Here is a 15,247-nt window from a genome sequence, read left to right as displayed (position 1 = left end):
CCGCTGCAGTCCTCAAATGCGGCCACCATCGGTCGGCCGGAACGTATCCGCTTTCAACTCAATAGGGGGTGAAACAATTGGAGAACAACGTCTTTGACCAACTACCACTACTGCTTGCGGTACCCCGGGCTGCGGCCATCCTAGGCATCAGTCGCGCGGCGGCGTATCGCCTCGCCGCTTCGGGCGAACTGCCGGTGCGCAGGCTGGGAGGTCGTGTCTACGTCGTCACCGCTGAGCTTCGAGAGCTGGTCGCATCATGAAAGGGTCTGCCTCCCTGGGAACCCACTATCGGGGGATGGTCGGACTTCTGCTCGGAACATACGACCACCGCGGATCAGTCGTGAAGCGCCTCGGAGCAGCAATGCCGACCATCGTCTGAGTGTGGCCGCCGCCGCGCGGCAGGAGTTGCCGCCGCGGGTTTGGGACCCCGCGAGAACCTAGTAGGAGAGCAAATGACCGCCGACGACGAAACAAAGTCCAAGCGCACCCGACGCGCCGAGCCGATCACCCGACGCAACGCGAAAAACGGTGCGATCACATACACGTTCCAAGTAGACATCGGCGCTCGACCTGACGGCTCGCGTGAGAGGCAGCGCTTTACCTTCCCGACGCTTGCCGAAGCTCGACGTGAGTACCGGCGAATCACGACTGAGGTCGCGGCAGGAACATTCGTCAAGCGGGACCGCACGACCGTTGCCGAATACCTGACTAACTGGCTCGATAGTCGACGCGATGTGCGGACCAATACCCTTGCCGGGTACCGGCATTCGCTCAAGCCGATTATCGACCACCTCGGTGCTATGGCACTGCAGCAACTACGGACGGCCGACATCGACGCTCTGGTGACGTTGCGGCTCAACGGCACGCCGGTGGCCCAGCGCGACAAACGAGGCCGCCGCGCAGCTGAGGTGTTGGCGTTGTTGCGACAACACTCCAATGGGGCGCAGTACGCCGAGATCTTCGCCGCCTTAGGCAATCCTGGCATCAGGGCCCTCGATCGCCTGGTGGCCTCTGGCGAGGTCCTGCGACCCCACCGCGGCCATTACGTCGCAGCCCACCCGAGCGACCCCGACCGCCCCAAGGTTCCCGGCAGTGTCAGGGCCCGCACGGTCGTGACGATGCTCGTGGTGTTGTCATCCGCACTCGATGACGCGATGAGGGAGGGACTGGTGGCCCGTAACGTCGCCCGTTTGGTCAAGCGCCCGACGGTGGAGCACCAGGAGATGGCCAGCTGGACACCGGAACAGGCCGGCCAGTTCCGCTGGCATCTGCGCGACGAGCGGCTGATCGCCTGCTGGCTACTGACATTGGCTGGGCTGCGCCGGTCGGAAGTTCTCGGACTGCGGTGGTCCGATGTCGACTTCGATGCCGGTACCGTCTCGGTCGCTCAGGGCCGCGTCGTGGTCGAGGGGCAAGGCACCGTGACCGGCGATCCGAAGTCGAAACGGTCCCGGCGGGCGTTGCCGATGCCTGCCGACGTTCTCGCCGCGCTTCGGGCCTTTAAGGTCCAGCAGGCGAGCGAGCGCCTGGCTCTCGGCGAGCGATACCCCGACACCGGCTTCGTCGCCGTCAACGAAGACGGCTCCCCCATCCGGCCGGAGACCTATTCGACCGAATTCGTCCGGCTGGCGAAAGCCGCTGGCGTGCCCGCGATTCGGCTGCACGACGTCCGGCACACCGCTGCCACCATGCTCCTCGACGGCGGCACCACACCGTCGGCTACGGCCAAGTGGTTGGGTCACGACCCGGCGATCACGCTGCGGGTGTATGGGCACGTCTACGACGACGCGCTGGCGGCGGCGGGCGATGCGCTGCTCGGCCGGTCGAGGGCCAACGGAGACCGGTGACCCAAAACGCGCGGGCAGGCTGGCTGGTCCAGCGATGTCGATAGTCGTCAAACGATTGCGGATATGTCTGCTTCGTTACCTGGCGACGAGCCCGATGGAACTCCAACCTCGACACAGGCACGGGTCCGGGGACCGAACGCAAATTTGAAGCCGGATGCGTCAGGCGGCTACACCGCAACGACGTCGATCAGGTTGTCGAGCCCCTGGAAGTCCTCAGCGTTGCGGGTGTAAAGCCGCGCAGAGTGTGCGTGTGCAGTAGCTGCGATCAGGAGGTCCATTGACCGTGCTCGTGGCTGGCGCCCCGCGTCGACGACGGCGGCAGTCACCTGGCCGTAGCTGGCCGCCACGGCATCATCCAGGGGCAGGGCGTCGAAGGTGCGCCGGAGCACCAGCAGCCGTCGTAGCCGCTCAGCGCGCACCTTCCGCCTTTTCGCGACGAGAACGCTGAAGTGCAGCTCGGCCAAGGTGACTGCGCTTATGGCCATCTCACCATCAAGAGTCCCTATGTCGGAGGCGATGACGACGCTGGTATCCAGGAGCGCTCTCACTTCGCCGTCCATGGGTCGCGCAGATCGTGAGCAACTTCTTCACGGTCAACGTCCCAAGCGGGATCTGCGAGGCCGCCGGCGAACAGTTCGGCCACGTCAGTCCATCGCCTCCAAGTGCGAGGTGCCGCCGGTACCAGCCTCGCGCCAGGCCGGCCGGCCACGGTGATCGTGATCTCTTCGCCCTCCTCAACACGCCGGACGAGATCGGAGGCGTTCTGGCGCAACTCGCGCAATCCCACAGTTTCCACACCACAGGCATAGCACATGTGCTACGAGGGCGGATGCACGGGTAGGCGAGACCAAAGGTTGTCCGCAACAGGTACGAATTGGCGTACCGCGTCAAGGGAATTACGGAGGACGGAGCATTGGTGACAACGACGCCCACACATCGGGAGCTTGGCCCCGGAACCCGATCGCGCAAGCATCCACCCACACCCGAACCCGAACGCCGCTATCCCAGCACCAGACACCCTGATGCGAGCACTGACCGGCGACCCGAATTCCACCTGATGGGGCAGCGACCCGGGCGACCCGAAGCGGCACCGCTGCCTCCGCAGAGCGAATAAGCTGCTGGCACATTCTTGGCACAGCGTGGGGTGGCACGTTGGCCGCCATATAGCGATCTACCTGGGAAGACTAGGGTGGGCGCGGACGGTATCGAACCGCCGACCGCTGGTGTGTAAAACCAGAGCTCTACCACTGAGCTACGCGCCCGTGCTCGGGCAGGCTACACGCCGACGGCGGGCGACGGGAAATCAGTCAGCCGACCTGCAGAGCCGCCAGGGCATCGGTCCACAACGCCTGGTTGCGCGCCTCGCCGGGTCCCTTCAGCTCGGCGAACCTGATCACTCCGGTCCGGTCGACCACGAACGTGCCACGGTTGGCGAAACCGGTGTCGTCGTTGAACACGCCGTAGGCCTTGGCAACCGCGCCGTGCGGCCAGAAGTCGGAGAGCACCGGGAACGTGAAGTCGCTCTGCCTCGCCCACACCTTGTGCGTCGGCGGCGGTCCCACCGAGATCGCCAGCGTCGCAGTCGCGTCGTTGACGTAACTCGGCAGGTTGTCCCTGACCTGGTCGAGTTCGCCCTGACAGATGCCGGTGAACGCCAGCGGGAAGAACACCAACAGCACGTTCTTGCCCCGCAACGCACTCAGCGTGACCGGCTGGCCGTCCTGGTCCTTCAAGGTGAAGTCGGGTGCCTCGTCACCGGCTTCCAGCACTAGCGCGCTTTGGCCGTCGACTTCGGTTGGACGAGGCGACTGGCAATCCAGTCACCGAGGTTCGCCGACGACGTCTGCATCAAGCCCGCGGTGGGCGCCGACTCGGCGATCTCCGCTGGCTGCACATGTCCCGGCTTGCCGGTCTTCGGGGTGACCACCCAGATGACGCCGTCCTCGGCCAGCGGGGTGATCGCGTCCATGAGCCGGTCGACGAGGTCACCGTCGTCGTTGCGCCACCAGAGCAGCACTACGTCGACGACCTCGTCAGCGTCCTCGTCGAGGAGCTCGCTGCCGCATGCGTCCTCGACGGCGACACGGATGTCGTCGTCGGTGTCCTCGTCCCAGCCCAGCTCCTGGACAACCTGATCCTTATCGATGCCCAAACTGCGGGCGTAGTTCGGCGAGTCCGCCGCAACCACCGTGTCCTCCTTCAGCCTTCAACCTGCGTGTCTGCTCGGCCTAATAGTCGCACGCCGCCGCCCAATAGCCGACGCCTGGCACGCAGGTTGGTCAGTATGCGGCATCGCACAGGTTCAGCGCGACGGTCTTCGAATCGTTCAACTTACCGATCGCCGCATTGAACTCGTCCATCGAGGCACTCCCCGAAATCGCCCTCGCAACCGCCCTGGCTGCGTCAACCCACCCGTTGAGCGCGCCAGCGAGCTCGGGCGACAGCGGATCGGACAGGCTGCCCGCGACCAGATCAGCGGTGTGGTTCAGCGCGTCCGCCGCAGGCCCGGCCGTAGCCGCAATGTCGGGCGAGTTCTTGTTGTAGGCATCGACGTACTTGTTCACCGCGTCGATCGCGTCCACGCTGCTCGAACTCAACGCCTCGCAAGAGGTGTGCACGGCCTTGTTCGACACCGACGCCTGACGCTCGGACTCCCGCGCGCTGGAACTGGCGGAAGACTCCTGCGCCGACGCCGACACCGACGCCTGGTAAACGGGAGCGTCGGCGCGATCGATCGTGGCGCTGCCCTGCGTGACGCTGTTGCAGCCCACGACGATCATGGCCAGCCCGGCGAGGCTGCCCATCGCCAAGCCGCTCGCGCGCAGCCGGCCCAGGTGTTGCCGCCGACCCATCACGGTCTTCAGACGTTACCGGTTCCACCCTGCGATCGCCGGTTCATGTCGAGTAGACAACCCCGGCGGTGCATCTACGGCACGATAGGAGCACGATGGACACCATCAGGAACGGGGCCACGAGCACCCGCGTCCGCCAACCAAGGAGCGGCAGTTGACCACCGAGTTCGCGCGCCAAGACCTGGCCCAAAACTCCGGCACCGCAGGCGAACCCGACCGGGTTCGCGTGATCCGCGAGGGCGTTGCCTCGTACCTGCCCGACATCGACCCCGAAGAGACCACCGAATGGCTCGAGTCGTTCGACGAGCTGCTCGAACGGTCGGGGCCTGCCAGGGCGCGCTACCTGATGCTGCGCCTTCTCGAGCGGTCCAGCGAACAGCGGGTCGCGATCCCCGCACTCACCTCGACCGACTACGTCAACACCATTCCCACCGAGCTGGAGCCGTGGTTTCCGGGCGACGAGGACGTCGAGCGCCGCTACCGCGCCTGGATCCGGTGGAACGCCGCCATCATGGTGCACCGTGCGCAGCGGCCGGGAGTTGGTGTGGGAGGCCACATCTCGACGTACGCATCGTCGGCAGCGCTGTACGAGGTCGGCTTCAACCACTTCTTCCGCGGCAAGTCCCACCCGGGCGGCGGCGACCAGATCTTCATCCAGGGCCACGCCTCCCCCGGTATCTACGCGCGCGCGTTCCTCGAGGGCCGGCTAACCGCCGACCAGCTCGACGGGTTCCGCCAGGAACACAGTCACCCCGGCGGCGGCCTGCCCTCCTACCCGCACCCACGTCTGATGCCGGACTTCTGGGAATTCCCCACGGTGTCGATGGGCCTGGGCCCGATGAATGCGATCTACCAGGCCCGGTTCAACCACTATCTGCACGACCGGGGCATCAAGGACACCTCCGACCAGCACGTATGGGCATTCCTCGGCGACGGTGAAACCGACGAGCCCGAAAGCCGGGGGCTGGCGCACGTCGCCGCCCTGGAAGGCCTGGACAACCTGACCTTCGTGATCAACTGCAACCTGCAGCGCCTCGACGGCCCGGTCCGCGGCAACGGCAAGATCATCCAGGAGTTGGAGTCGTTCTTCCGCGGCGCGGGCTGGAACGTCATCAAGGTGGTCTGGGGCCGCGAGTGGGACGCGCTGCTGCACGCCGATCGCGACGGCGCGCTGGTGAACTTGATGAACACGACGCCCGACGGCGACTTCCAGACCTACAAGGCCAACGACGGCGGCTACGTCCGCGACCACTTCTTCGGCCGCGATCCGCGGACCAAGGCGCTCGTCGAACCGATGTCCGACGGCGAGATCTGGAACCTCAAGCGTGGCGGCCATGACTACCGCAAGGTGTATGCCGCCTACCGGGCCGCGATGGAGCACAAGGGCCAGCCGACGGTGATCCTGGCCCACACCATCAAGGGTTACACGCTGGGCAAGCACTTCGAGGGACGCAACGCGACCCATCAGATGAAGAAGCTTGCGCTGCAAGACCTCAAGGACTTCCGGGAAGCGCAGCGGATTCCGATCTCGGACGCCCAGCTCGAGGCGGACCCCTACCTGCCGCCGTACTACCACCCGGGACCCGACGCCCCGGAGATCCGCTACATGCTGGACCGGCGCCGGACGCTCGGCGGCTTCCTGCCGGACCGTCGTACCAAGACGAAGGCCCTGGCACTGCCGGGCCGCGACGTCTACAAGGCGCTCAAGAAGGGGTCGGGCAACCAGGAAGTCGCGACCACGATGGCGACCGTGCGGACGTTCAAGGAACTCTTGCGCGACAAGACGATCGGACCCCGGCTGGTGCCGATCATCCCCGACGAGGCCCGCACGTTCGGCATGGACTCTTGGTTCCCGAACCTGAAGATCTACAACCGCAACGGCCAGCTGTACACCGCCGTGGACGCCGAGCTGATGCTCGCGTACAAGGAAAGCGAGATCGGCCAGATCCTGCACGAGGGCATCAACGAAGCCGGGTCGACGGCGTCGTTCACCGCGGTGGGCACGTCGTACGCCACCCACAACGAGCCGATGATCCCGATCTACATCTTCTATTCGATGTTCGGGTTCCAGCGCACCGGTGACGGCTTCTGGGCCGCTGCCGATCAGATGGCCCGCGGGTTCGTGCTCGGCGCGACGGCAGGCCGGACGACGCTGACGGGCGAAGGTCTGCAGCACGCCGACGGGCACTCGCTGCTGCTGGCGTCGACGAATCCCGCGGTGGTCGCCTACGACCCGGCGTTCGCCTACGAGATCGCCTACATCGTGGAGAGCGGGCTGTCGCGGATGTTCGGCGACGACCCGGAGAACGTCTACTTCTACATCACGATCTACAACGAGCCCTACGTGCAGCCCGCCGAGCCGGAGAACTTCGACCCGGAGGGCGTGCTGCGCGGCATCTACCGGTACCGCGTCGCCAAGGAGAAGCGCACCAGCGTGGCGCAGATCCTGGCCTCCGGTGTCGCGATGCCAGAGGCCCTCCGTGCGGCCGACATGCTGGCCGCCGAGTGGGACGTGGCCGCCGACGTCTGGTCGGTGACGAGCTGGGGTGAGCTCAACCGCGATGGCGTCGCCGTCGACAGAGAGCAGCTGCGCCATCCGGATCGGCCCGCCTCCGTCCCGTACATCACGAAGGTGCTCACCGACACCGCCGGTCCGGTGGTCGCGGTGTCGGACTGGATGCGCGGCGTACCCGAGCTGATCCGGCCGTGGGTGCCCAACACCTACATGACGTTGGGGACGGACGGCTTCGGCTTCTCCGATACCCGTCCCGCCGCGCGGCGGTACTTCAACACCGACGCCGAGTCGGTGGTCGTGGCGGTGCTCGAAGCGCTCGCACGTGACGGCGAGATCGACCCGTCGGTCGCGGTCGCCGCTGCGAAGCAGTACAAGATCGACGACGTGATGGCGGCCGGAGTGTCGTTCAAGGACACCGGGAGCGCGTAGCCCACCCGCCATTGGAGGAATCCGCCAGAAAAGTGGCGTAGCTTTTAGGGGTGGCGGACAATCGGTACGTCCCGCCGGCGTCGACGCTCGAGGTGCTCGAGACCGTCCCCGACTCGGTGCTGCGCGGGCTGAAGCAGTACTCGGGACAGCTGGCGACCGAGGCGGTGCGCGCCCTGCAGGAGCGGCTCCCGTTCTTCGCCGACCTCGAGGCGTCGCAGCGCGCCAGCGTGCACCTCGTCGTGCAGACCGCGGTGGTGAACTTCGTCGAGTGGATGCGCAATCCACAAAGCAACGTCAGCTACACCGCGCAGGCCTTCGAGGTGGTGCCGCAGGAGTTGACCCGTCGCATCGCACTGCGCCAGACCGTCGAGATGGTGCGCGTCACGATGGAGTTCTTCGAGGAGGCCGTGCCGCTCCTTGCCCGCAGCGACGAGAAACAGGTCATGGCGCTCACTGCGGGGATCCTGCGCTACAGCCGGGACCTGGCCTTCGCCGCGGCCACCGCCTACGCCGACGCCGCGGAGGCGCGCGGCGCATGGGATACCCGGATGGAAGCCAACGTCGTCGACGCCGTGGTGCGTGGCGACGTCGGACCCGAATTGCAGTCGCAGGCCGCCACGTTGAACTGGGACGCCACCGCGCCTGCGACGGTGATCGTGGGGTTGCCGCAGCCCGGACGGGTGGACATGGCCAGCGACGACGTCCATGCGATCGCGGCGCGCAGTGGCCGGGCCGCATTGTCCGACGTGCACGGCACGTGGCTGGTGGCCATCGTGTCGGGTCAGCTGTCCCCGACCGACCGGACCCTCGGCGAATTACTCGGGGTGTTCGCCGATGGACCGGTCGTCGTCGGACCGACCGCGCCGACGCTGAGCGCCGCACACTACAGCGCCACCGAAGCGATCGCGGGTATGAACGCCGTCGCCGGTTGGAGCGGTGCGCCGCGGCCGGTGGCGGCCCGCGAGCTACTTCCGGAACGTGCGCTCCTCGGCGACGCGACGGCTATCGCGGCGCTCGACACGGAGGTCATGCGTCCCCTCGCGGATGCCGGGCCTGCGCTCGCCGAGACGTTGGACGCGTACCTGGACTCAGGTGGCGCCATCGAGGCGTGCGCGAGGGCCTTGTTCGTTCATCCAAACACCGTCCGCTACCGCCTCAAACGGATCGGTGACTTCACCGGACGCGATCCGACCACGCCGCGCGACGCCTACGTTCTGCGGGTGGCCTCCACCGTCGGCCGACTCAATCGCCAGACGACGTACGCGAGCACGACAAATGCGCCTGTGGCACAGCTAACTCCTGTCGTCGACGGATCGGGAGACGCAGCACCGGGGCCGATAGGTCGCGGTGAGGTATCGGTGTAGTCCCATCACATGCCGTTTTGTGGAGACCATACAAAAACATAAGACGAGGTTCATAATCTCTTACACCGCGCAAAACCGTCTTCACAGTGTTCTCTTAGACATATGCTCGCATTGCTTGCTCCCGGACAGGGATCGCAGACCCCTGGCATGCTCGCCTCTTGGCTTGAGCTGCCGGGCGCTGCCGAGCGCTTGGCCGTCTGGTCGGACATCAGCGGACTCGACTTGGCCCGCCTGGGGACCACTGCGACCGCCGAGGAAATCACCGACACCGCCGTGACCCAGCCGCTGGTCGTGGCCGCGACGCTGCTGGCACACCAGGAGCTGACCAAGCGAGGCCTGCTCGCAGGCGCCGACACCGTGGTGGCCGGCCACTCGGTCGGTGAGATAGCGGCCTACGCGATCGCCGGCCTCATCTCGGCCGACGATGCCGTGGCGCTGGCCGCCACCCGCGGCGCCGAGATGGCCAAGGCCTGCGCCGTCGAGCCGACCGGCATGTCCGCGGTGCTCGGTGGAGACGAGGCCGAGGTGCTCGCCCGGCTGGAGGCACTCGACCTGGTAGCCGCCAACAGGAACGCGGCGGGGCAGATCGTGGCCGCGGGCGCGCTGTCGGCGCTCGACAAGCTGGCCGAGGATCCGCCCGCCAAGGCCCGCGTGCGTCAGCTGGCCACCGCAGGGGCGTTCCACACCCGGTACATGGCGTCCGCGCTCGACGCCTACTCCGCGGCCGCCGACGGCGTCACCGCCACGGAATCCCTACTGCCCACCGTCACGCTGCTGTCCAATGCCGACGGCCAGCCGGTAGCGTCGGGTGCGGATGCGATGACCAAGCTGGTCGCGCAGCTGACCCGGCCGGTGCGCTGGGACCTGTGCACCGAGTCCATCCGCCAGCGCGAAGTGACTGCGATCGTCGAGTTCCCGCCTGCGGGCACACTCGTCGGAATCGCCAAACGAGAACTTCGGGGAGTGCCGACGCATGCCGTCAAGACCCCCGCAGACCTGGATGGGCTCGCCGAGCTCTAGCCAGTACAACCGCAACAACGTTCGACACGGCACTCCATGAGGGAGTGCCGCATCACGAAGAAATAGATAGATGGAGGAGCCACAGTGGGCGCCAGTCAGCAGGAAATCATCGCCGGTCTCGCCGAGATCATCGAAGAGGTCACCGGCATCGAGCCGTCCGAGGTGACCCCAGAGAAGTCGTTCGTCGACGATCTGGACATCGACTCGCTGTCGATGGTGGAGATCGCTGTGCAGACCGAGGACAAGTACGGCGTGAAGATCCCGGACGAGGATCTCGCCGGCCTGCGCACCGTCGGTGACGTCGTCGCCTACATCCAGAAGCTCGAGGAAGAGAACCCCGAAGCCGCTGAGGCGCTGCGCGAGAAGTTCGCGAAGTGACCAGGCCTTCCACTGCTAACGGCGGTTTCCCCAACGTCGTCGTGACCGCCGTCACGGCGACCACCTCGATTGCCCCGGACATCGAGAGCACGTGGAAGGGCTTGTTGGCCGGCGAAAGCGGCATCCGCGTCCTCGAAGACGACTTCGTCGGCAAGTGGGATCTTCAGGTCAAGATCGGTGGGCACCTCAAGGAGCCCCTCGATCCCCTGATGACTCGGCTGGAGATGCGACGGATGTCGTATGTCCAGCGGATGGCGAAGTACCTCGGCAATCAACTGTGGGAGACCGCCGGCAGCCCGGAAGTCGATCCCGACCGTTTCTCGGTCGTGATCGGCACCGGGCTCGGCGGCGGCGAGAAGATCGTCGAGACGTACGACGCGATGAACGAGGGCGGGCCCCGCAAGGTGTCCCCGCTGGCCGTTCAGATGATCATGCCGAACGGTGCGGCAGCGGTGGTGGGCCTTGAGCTCGGCGCCAGGGCCGGGGTCATCACCCCGGTGTCGGCCTGTTCTTCGGGCTCTGAGGGAATCGCACACGCGTGGCGGCAAATCGTCATGGGTGACGCCGACATCGCCGTCTGCGGCGGCGTGGAGGGTGGCATCGAGGCCTTGCCCATCGCGGCGTTCTCGATGATGCGCGCCATGTCGACCAACAACGACAACCCGGAAGGGGCGTCGCGGCCGTTCGACAAGGACAGGGACGGTTTCGTCTTCGGGGAAGCAGGCGCGCTCATGGTCATCGAGACCGAGGAGCACGCCAAGGCACGCGGAGCCAAGCCACTGGCCAGGCTCCTCGGTGCAGGCATCTCGTCGGACGCCTACCACATGGTGGCGCCGGCACCGGACGGTCTGCGGGCCGGACATGCAATGAAGCGGGCCATGGAGACGGCGGGGCTTTCCCCGTCTGACATCCAGTACGTCAACGCGCACGCCACGGCAACGCCGATCGGTGATACGGCTGAGGCGAATGCGCTTCGGGTGGCCGGCGTTCAGCACGCCGCGGTGTATGCGCCGAAGGGCGCGCTGGGTCACTCCATCGGTGCGGTCGGTGCGCTCGAGTCCATCCTGACCGTGCTGAGTTTGCGGGACGGTGTCATACCGCCAACACTGAACTACGAGACGCCCGACCCCGAGATCGATCTCGATGTCGTTGCGGGTGAGCCTCGGTACGGCGAATACCAGTACGCGATCAACAACTCGTTCGGGTTTGGTGGACACAATGTCGCTCTGGCCTTCGGGCGCTACTGAGTCGTTCGCGAGTTACGGAGAGGAACGTTCGGAGGGGTAATGGCAGCGTTGACTACGGGGATGGGTCTCCCCGATGTGGTCGTCACCGGATTTGCCATGACGACTGCACTTGCGACCGACGCCGACGGCACCTGGAAGAGGCTGCTTGACGGTGAGAGCGGGATCCGCACGCTGGACGATTACTTCGTCGAGCAGTACGACCTGCCCGTGCGCATCGGTGGACATCTCCTGGAGGACTTCGATGGGGAGCTGACGCGGGTCGAACTGCGTCGGCTGTCCTACCTGCAGAAGATGTCGACCGTCATCGGTCGGCGGGCCTGGCTTGACGCGGGCTCGCCGGACATCGACACCAGGCGCCTGATGGTGTCGATCGGTACCGGTATGGGCAGCAGCGAGGAACTGCTCTTTGCGTATGACGACATGCGGGCCAAGGGTCTGAAGGCCGTATCCCCGCTTGCCGTGCAGATGTACATGCCCAACTCGGCGGCGGCGGCGGTCGCCCTGGAGCGCAAGGCCAAGGCCGGCGTCATCACCCCGGTGTCGGCGTGCGCCTCCGGCAGCGAGGCCATCGCCAATGCGTGGCGCAACATCGTGCTCGGCGAGGCCGACATCGCGATCTGCGGCGGGGTGGAGACCAAGATCGAGGCCGTGCCGATCGCCGGATTCGCACAGATGCGGATCGTGCTGTCCACCACCAACGACGACCCGGCAGGCGCCTGCCGCCCGTTCGACAAGGACCGCAACGGCTTCGTCTTCGGCGAGGCCGGTGCACTCATGGTCATCGAGACCGAGGAGCACGCCAAGGCCCGTGGCGCGAACATCGTCGCGCGGCTGATGGGCGCAGGTGTCACCTCGGACGGGTACCACATCGTGGCGCCCGACCCCACCGGTGACCAGGCTGGACACGCGATGAGCCGCGCGATCCAGCTCGCCGGGCTGAACCCGTCGGACATCGACCACGTCAACGCCCACGCGACCGGCACGTCGGTAGGTGACGTCGCAGAGGGCAAGGCCATCAACAACGCCCTCGGCATTCACAGGCCGGCGGTCTACGCTCCGAAGTCGGCGCTCGGCCACTCCGTCGGAGCGGTCGGCGCGGTGGAGTCCATCCTGACCGTGCTGGCGTTGCGGGACGGAGTCGTCCCGCCGACGCTGAATCTGCGCAACCTCGATCCGGAGATCGATTTGGACGTGGTCGCCGGCGAGCCGCGGCAGGGCAACTACGAGTACGCAATCAACAATTCGTTTGGATTCGGCGGGCACAACGTAGCGCTCGCCTTCGGGAAGTACTGAATGCTCGTCGGCATCCAAAGTCCGACGGGCACAGGAGGTTTCAATGACGATAATGGCCCCAGACACGGCCGCCGAGTCGCTTGACCCACGCGATCCGCTGCTCCGCCTGAGCACGTTCTTCGACGACGGCAGCGTCGAGCTGCTGCACGAGCGGGACCGCTCGGGTGTGCTCGCCGCGGGGGGCACCGTCAACGGCGTGCGCACCATCGCGTTCTGCACCGACGGCACCGTCATGGGCGGCGCGATGGGCATCGACGGCTGCAAGCACATCGTCAACGCCTATGACACCGCCATCGAGGAACAGAGCCCGATCGTGGGCATCTGGCACTCCGGCGGCGCCCGGCTGGCCGAGGGTGTGTATGCGCTGCACGCGGTCGGCTTGATGTTCGAGGCGATGTTCCGGGCGTCGGGCTACGTCCCGCAGATCTCGGTGGTCGTCGGGTTCGCCGCCGGTGGCGCCGCCTATGGGCCCGCGCTGACCGACGTCGTCATCATGGCGCCGGAGGGCCGGGTGTTCGTCACCGGTCCGGACATCGTGCGCAGTGTCACCGGCGAAGACGTCGACATGGCTTCGCTCGGCGGGCCGGACACACATCACAAGAAGTCGGGTGTCTGCCACATCGTCGCCGACGACGAGCTCGACGCCTACGAGCGTGGCCGTCGCCTGGTCGGATTATTCTGCCAGCAGGGCCATTTCGACCGGAGCAAGGCCGAGGCCGGGGACACCGACCTGCACGCGCTCCTCCCGGATTCCCCGCGTCGGGCCTACGACGTGCACCCTCTGGTCAACGCACTGCTCGACGCCGACGCCCCGTTCGAAGAGTTCCAGGCCAAGTGGGCGCCGTCGATGGTCGTCGGTCTCGGTCGGCTGGCCGGTCGTTCGGTCGGCCTGCTGGCCAACAACCCTCTGCGCCTTGGCGGCTGCCTGAACTCCGAAAGCGCCGAGAAGGCAGCACGTTTCGTGCGGCTGTGCGACGCGTTCGGCATCCCGCTGGTCGTCGTGGTGGACGTGCCGGGCTATCTGCCCGGCGTCGACCAGGAGTGGGGCGGCGTCGTGCGCCGCGGCGCGAAGCTGCTGCACGCGTTCGGCGAGGCCACGGTTCCGCGGGTCACCCTGGTCACCAGGAAGATCTACGGCGGCGCCTACAACGCGATGAACTCGCGGTCGCTCAACGCGACGAAGGTATTCGCCTGGCCGGACGCGGAAGTCGCCGTGATGGGCGCCAAGGCTGCCGTCGGCATCCTGCACAAGAAGAAGCTTGCGGCCGCACCCGCCGAGGAGCGCGAGGCGCTGCACGAGGAGCTGGCCGCCGAGCACGAGCGGATCGCGGGCGGCGTGGACAGCGCCATCGAGATCGGTGTGGTGGACGCGAAGATCGATCCCGCCCACACCCGCAGCGTGCTGACCCAGGCGTTGGCCGAGGCGCCCGCACGCCGCGGTAGGCACAAGAACATCCCGCTGTAGGTCAGCCCTTCGCGATGTCCGCCATCGCCGGCGCCAGCACGTCGGCGAGGGTGGGCCACGGCACGGTGATGACCGCGGGTAGCGCCACGCCGAACTGGTAAGGCGCGAAATGGATCTCCAGGCCTTCGGCGATGGGTATCCAGTTGGCGAAGTTCTCCGCCTTTGGCGCCGCACCGGGCTCGTCGGGGCCAAGGTTCATGCCGTCGGCCGCCAGGATCTTCGTGGTCTGTTCGGACAGCCGGCTGAGCCCGGCTTGTTGGTCGGTGAACAGGTCGACCAGCATGATGGGGTCGGCGCTTCTGCTGTCGATCACGATCGTGCCGATCTGGTGGCTCGGGTGGGCTCCGAAGTAGAGCGAGCCGAAGATGATCTGAGCGACGGGGATGCTGCGGAAGGTCACCTGAGCGTTCGACTCGAACTCCCACGTCGCCGTGCCCTCGCTGGCGCCGTCCTTGGCCGCCTCCACCTGGTCCATGACGGCCACGTGGCTCGCGCCGTTGAATGCGTCGACCACCGCGGGATCTCCGCCCGCGAGCTGACGGAACTCCGCGCGCCAGCGGCCGCGCCCGTCGTCGCTGTCACCCCTCGATCGTCGTGGTGGTCACCGAGTACTGCTGACCGTTCGAGGTTTCCGGGCCGGTCGCCTGCGACGGCGTCGTTGGCGCAGCGGTGGTCGTCGAGACGGCAGCCGCCGAGGTCGATGAACTCGAACTCGGTGCGGGAGCCTCCCCGCCGCACCCGGCCGTCGCCACCGATCCGACGAGCACCGCCAGTGTCGCGATCACCATCCGCATGCCGCGATCTTCGATGCTCGTGCCTTCGTGCGCACGCCTTTTG

16 protein-coding genes and 1 tRNA gene are annotated in these 15,247 nt (G+C 66.7%); 9 read left to right on the top strand and 8 right to left on the bottom strand.

What is annotated here, in order from left to right; all coding sequences use genetic code 11:
* The first annotated feature begins 68 nt into the window (after window positions 1–68).
* Both QOC69_RS04360 and QOC69_RS04355 read left to right on the top strand, forming a co-directional pair.
* Window positions 69–260 carry a helix-turn-helix transcriptional regulator gene (locus QOC69_RS04360; protein ID WP_526436730.1) on the top strand — a complete coding sequence of 64 codons (192 nt, stop codon included), beginning with the start codon at window positions 69–71 and terminating at the stop codon, window positions 258–260.
* Between the two features lie 192 nt (window positions 261–452).
* The gene (locus QOC69_RS04355) at window positions 453–1,847 is read left to right on the top strand and encodes a site-specific integrase (RefSeq protein WP_526436728.1); all 1,395 of its coding nucleotides are present in this window, start codon (window positions 453–455) and stop codon (window positions 1,845–1,847) included.
* Window positions 1,848–2,014: 167 nt separating this feature from the next.
* Here the strand turns inward: QOC69_RS04355 and QOC69_RS04350 are convergent, their stop codons facing one another.
* The 6 genes from QOC69_RS04350 to QOC69_RS04325 form a co-directional block, all read right to left on the bottom strand.
* Window positions 2,015–2,407, bottom strand: a complete 393-nt coding sequence (locus tag QOC69_RS04350) for a type II toxin-antitoxin system VapC family toxin (protein WP_526436726.1) — start codon at window positions 2,405–2,407, stop codon at window positions 2,015–2,017.
* Window positions 2,392–2,661 (bottom strand): type II toxin-antitoxin system Phd/YefM family antitoxin, encoded by a 270-nt coding sequence (locus tag QOC69_RS04345; RefSeq protein ID WP_526436724.1) that lies wholly within the window; start codon window positions 2,659–2,661, stop codon window positions 2,392–2,394. Before QOC69_RS04345 ends, QOC69_RS04350 begins: the two co-directional genes overlap by 16 nt.
* Window positions 2,662–3,037: 376 nt before the next feature.
* Window positions 3,038–3,109, bottom strand: a tRNA-Val gene (locus QOC69_RS04340).
* Between the two features lie 45 nt (window positions 3,110–3,154).
* Window positions 3,155–3,616 carry a peroxiredoxin gene (locus tag QOC69_RS04335; RefSeq protein ID WP_526436722.1) on the bottom strand — a complete coding sequence of 154 codons (462 nt, stop codon included), beginning with the start codon at window positions 3,614–3,616 and terminating at the stop codon, window positions 3,155–3,157.
* Window positions 3,616–4,035, bottom strand: coding sequence for a DUF3052 family protein (locus QOC69_RS04330; protein WP_526436720.1), 420 nt, complete (start codon window positions 4,033–4,035; stop codon window positions 3,616–3,618). Before QOC69_RS04330 ends, QOC69_RS04335 begins: the two co-directional genes overlap by 1 nt.
* 91 nt (window positions 4,036–4,126) lie before the next feature.
* The gene (locus QOC69_RS04325; RefSeq protein WP_526436718.1) at window positions 4,127–4,699 is read right to left on the bottom strand and encodes an Rv2240c family protein; all 573 of its coding nucleotides are present in this window, start codon (window positions 4,697–4,699) and stop codon (window positions 4,127–4,129) included.
* Between the two features lie 154 nt (window positions 4,700–4,853).
* Here QOC69_RS04325 and aceE point away from each other — a divergent pair, with 154 nt between their 5' ends.
* From aceE to QOC69_RS04290, 7 genes are all read left to right on the top strand, one after another.
* The gene (gene aceE / locus QOC69_RS04320; protein WP_526436716.1) at window positions 4,854–7,643 is read left to right on the top strand and encodes a pyruvate dehydrogenase (acetyl-transferring), homodimeric type; all 2,790 of its coding nucleotides are present in this window, start codon (window positions 4,854–4,856) and stop codon (window positions 7,641–7,643) included.
* A 50-nt stretch (window positions 7,644–7,693) separates the two neighbouring features.
* Window positions 7,694–9,007: a PucR family transcriptional regulator gene (locus QOC69_RS04315; protein ID WP_526436714.1), complete on the top strand. Its 1,314-nt coding sequence runs from the start codon at window positions 7,694–7,696 to the stop codon at window positions 9,005–9,007.
* Between the two features lie 102 nt (window positions 9,008–9,109).
* A complete protein-coding gene (locus tag QOC69_RS04310; RefSeq protein ID WP_526436712.1) occupies window positions 9,110–10,027 on the top strand; it encodes an ACP S-malonyltransferase in 918 nt (305 codons plus the stop codon).
* 84 nt (window positions 10,028–10,111) lie between these two features.
* Window positions 10,112–10,405 carry a meromycolate extension acyl carrier protein AcpM gene (gene acpM, locus QOC69_RS04305; protein ID WP_526436710.1) on the top strand — a complete coding sequence of 98 codons (294 nt, stop codon included), beginning with the start codon at window positions 10,112–10,114 and terminating at the stop codon, window positions 10,403–10,405.
* Window positions 10,402–11,652 carry a 3-oxoacyl-ACP synthase KasA gene (gene kasA / locus QOC69_RS04300; protein ID WP_526436707.1) on the top strand — a complete coding sequence of 417 codons (1,251 nt, stop codon included), beginning with the start codon at window positions 10,402–10,404 and terminating at the stop codon, window positions 11,650–11,652. Before acpM ends, kasA begins: the two co-directional genes overlap by 4 nt.
* A 39-nt stretch (window positions 11,653–11,691) precedes the next feature.
* Complete coding sequence (gene kasB, locus QOC69_RS04295; RefSeq protein ID WP_526436705.1) at window positions 11,692–12,945, top strand: 3-oxoacyl-ACP synthase KasB; 1,254 nt, start codon at window positions 11,692–11,694, stop codon at window positions 12,943–12,945.
* Between the two features lie 43 nt (window positions 12,946–12,988).
* On the top strand, window positions 12,989–14,410 hold the full coding sequence (locus QOC69_RS04290) for an acyl-CoA carboxylase subunit beta (RefSeq protein WP_526436702.1): 1,422 nt from the start codon (window positions 12,989–12,991) through the stop codon (window positions 14,408–14,410).
* Window position 14,411: 1 nt separating this feature from the next.
* Here QOC69_RS04290 and QOC69_RS04285 read toward each other — a convergent pair whose 3' ends face one another.
* Both QOC69_RS04285 and QOC69_RS04280 read right to left on the bottom strand, forming a co-directional pair.
* The gene (locus tag QOC69_RS04285; protein ID WP_526436700.1) at window positions 14,412–14,924 is read right to left on the bottom strand and encodes a DUF3298 domain-containing protein; all 513 of its coding nucleotides are present in this window, start codon (window positions 14,922–14,924) and stop codon (window positions 14,412–14,414) included.
* Window positions 14,925–14,988: 64 nt separating this feature from the next.
* Window positions 14,989–15,204: a hypothetical protein gene (locus QOC69_RS04280; RefSeq protein ID WP_526436698.1), complete on the bottom strand. Its 216-nt coding sequence runs from the start codon at window positions 15,202–15,204 to the stop codon at window positions 14,989–14,991.
* Window positions 15,205–15,247: the final 43 nt, after the last annotated feature.

The organism is Mycobacterium sp. (assembly GCF_032162105.1).
Lineage (GTDB): Bacteria > Actinomycetota > Actinomycetes > Mycobacteriales > Mycobacteriaceae > Mycobacterium.
This window is presented reverse-complemented; position numbering and strand designations above follow the sequence as displayed.

Coding starts and splice junctions, on each gene's coding strand:
- QOC69_RS04355 (WP_526436728.1), top strand. CDS start 453: ATGACCGCCGACGACGAAACAAAGTCCAAGCGCACCCGACGCGCCGAG.
- QOC69_RS04350 (WP_526436726.1), bottom strand. CDS start 2,407: ATGGACGGCGAAGTGAGAGCGCTCCTGGATACCAGCGTCGTCATCGCC.
- QOC69_RS04345 (WP_526436724.1), bottom strand. CDS start 2,661: ATGTGCTATGCCTGTGGTGTGGAAACTGTGGGATTGCGCGAGTTGCGC.
- QOC69_RS04325 (WP_526436718.1), bottom strand. CDS start 4,699: ATGGGTCGGCGGCAACACCTGGGCCGGCTGCGCGCGAGCGGCTTGGCG.
- QOC69_RS04310 (WP_526436712.1), top strand. CDS start 9,110: ATGCTCGCATTGCTTGCTCCCGGACAGGGATCGCAGACCCCTGGCATG.
- kasB (WP_526436705.1), top strand. CDS start 11,692: ATGGCAGCGTTGACTACGGGGATGGGTCTCCCCGATGTGGTCGTCACC.
- QOC69_RS04290 (WP_526436702.1), top strand. CDS start 12,989: ATGACGATAATGGCCCCAGACACGGCCGCCGAGTCGCTTGACCCACGC.
- QOC69_RS04280 (WP_526436698.1), bottom strand. CDS start 15,204: ATGCGGATGGTGATCGCGACACTGGCGGTGCTCGTCGGATCGGTGGCG.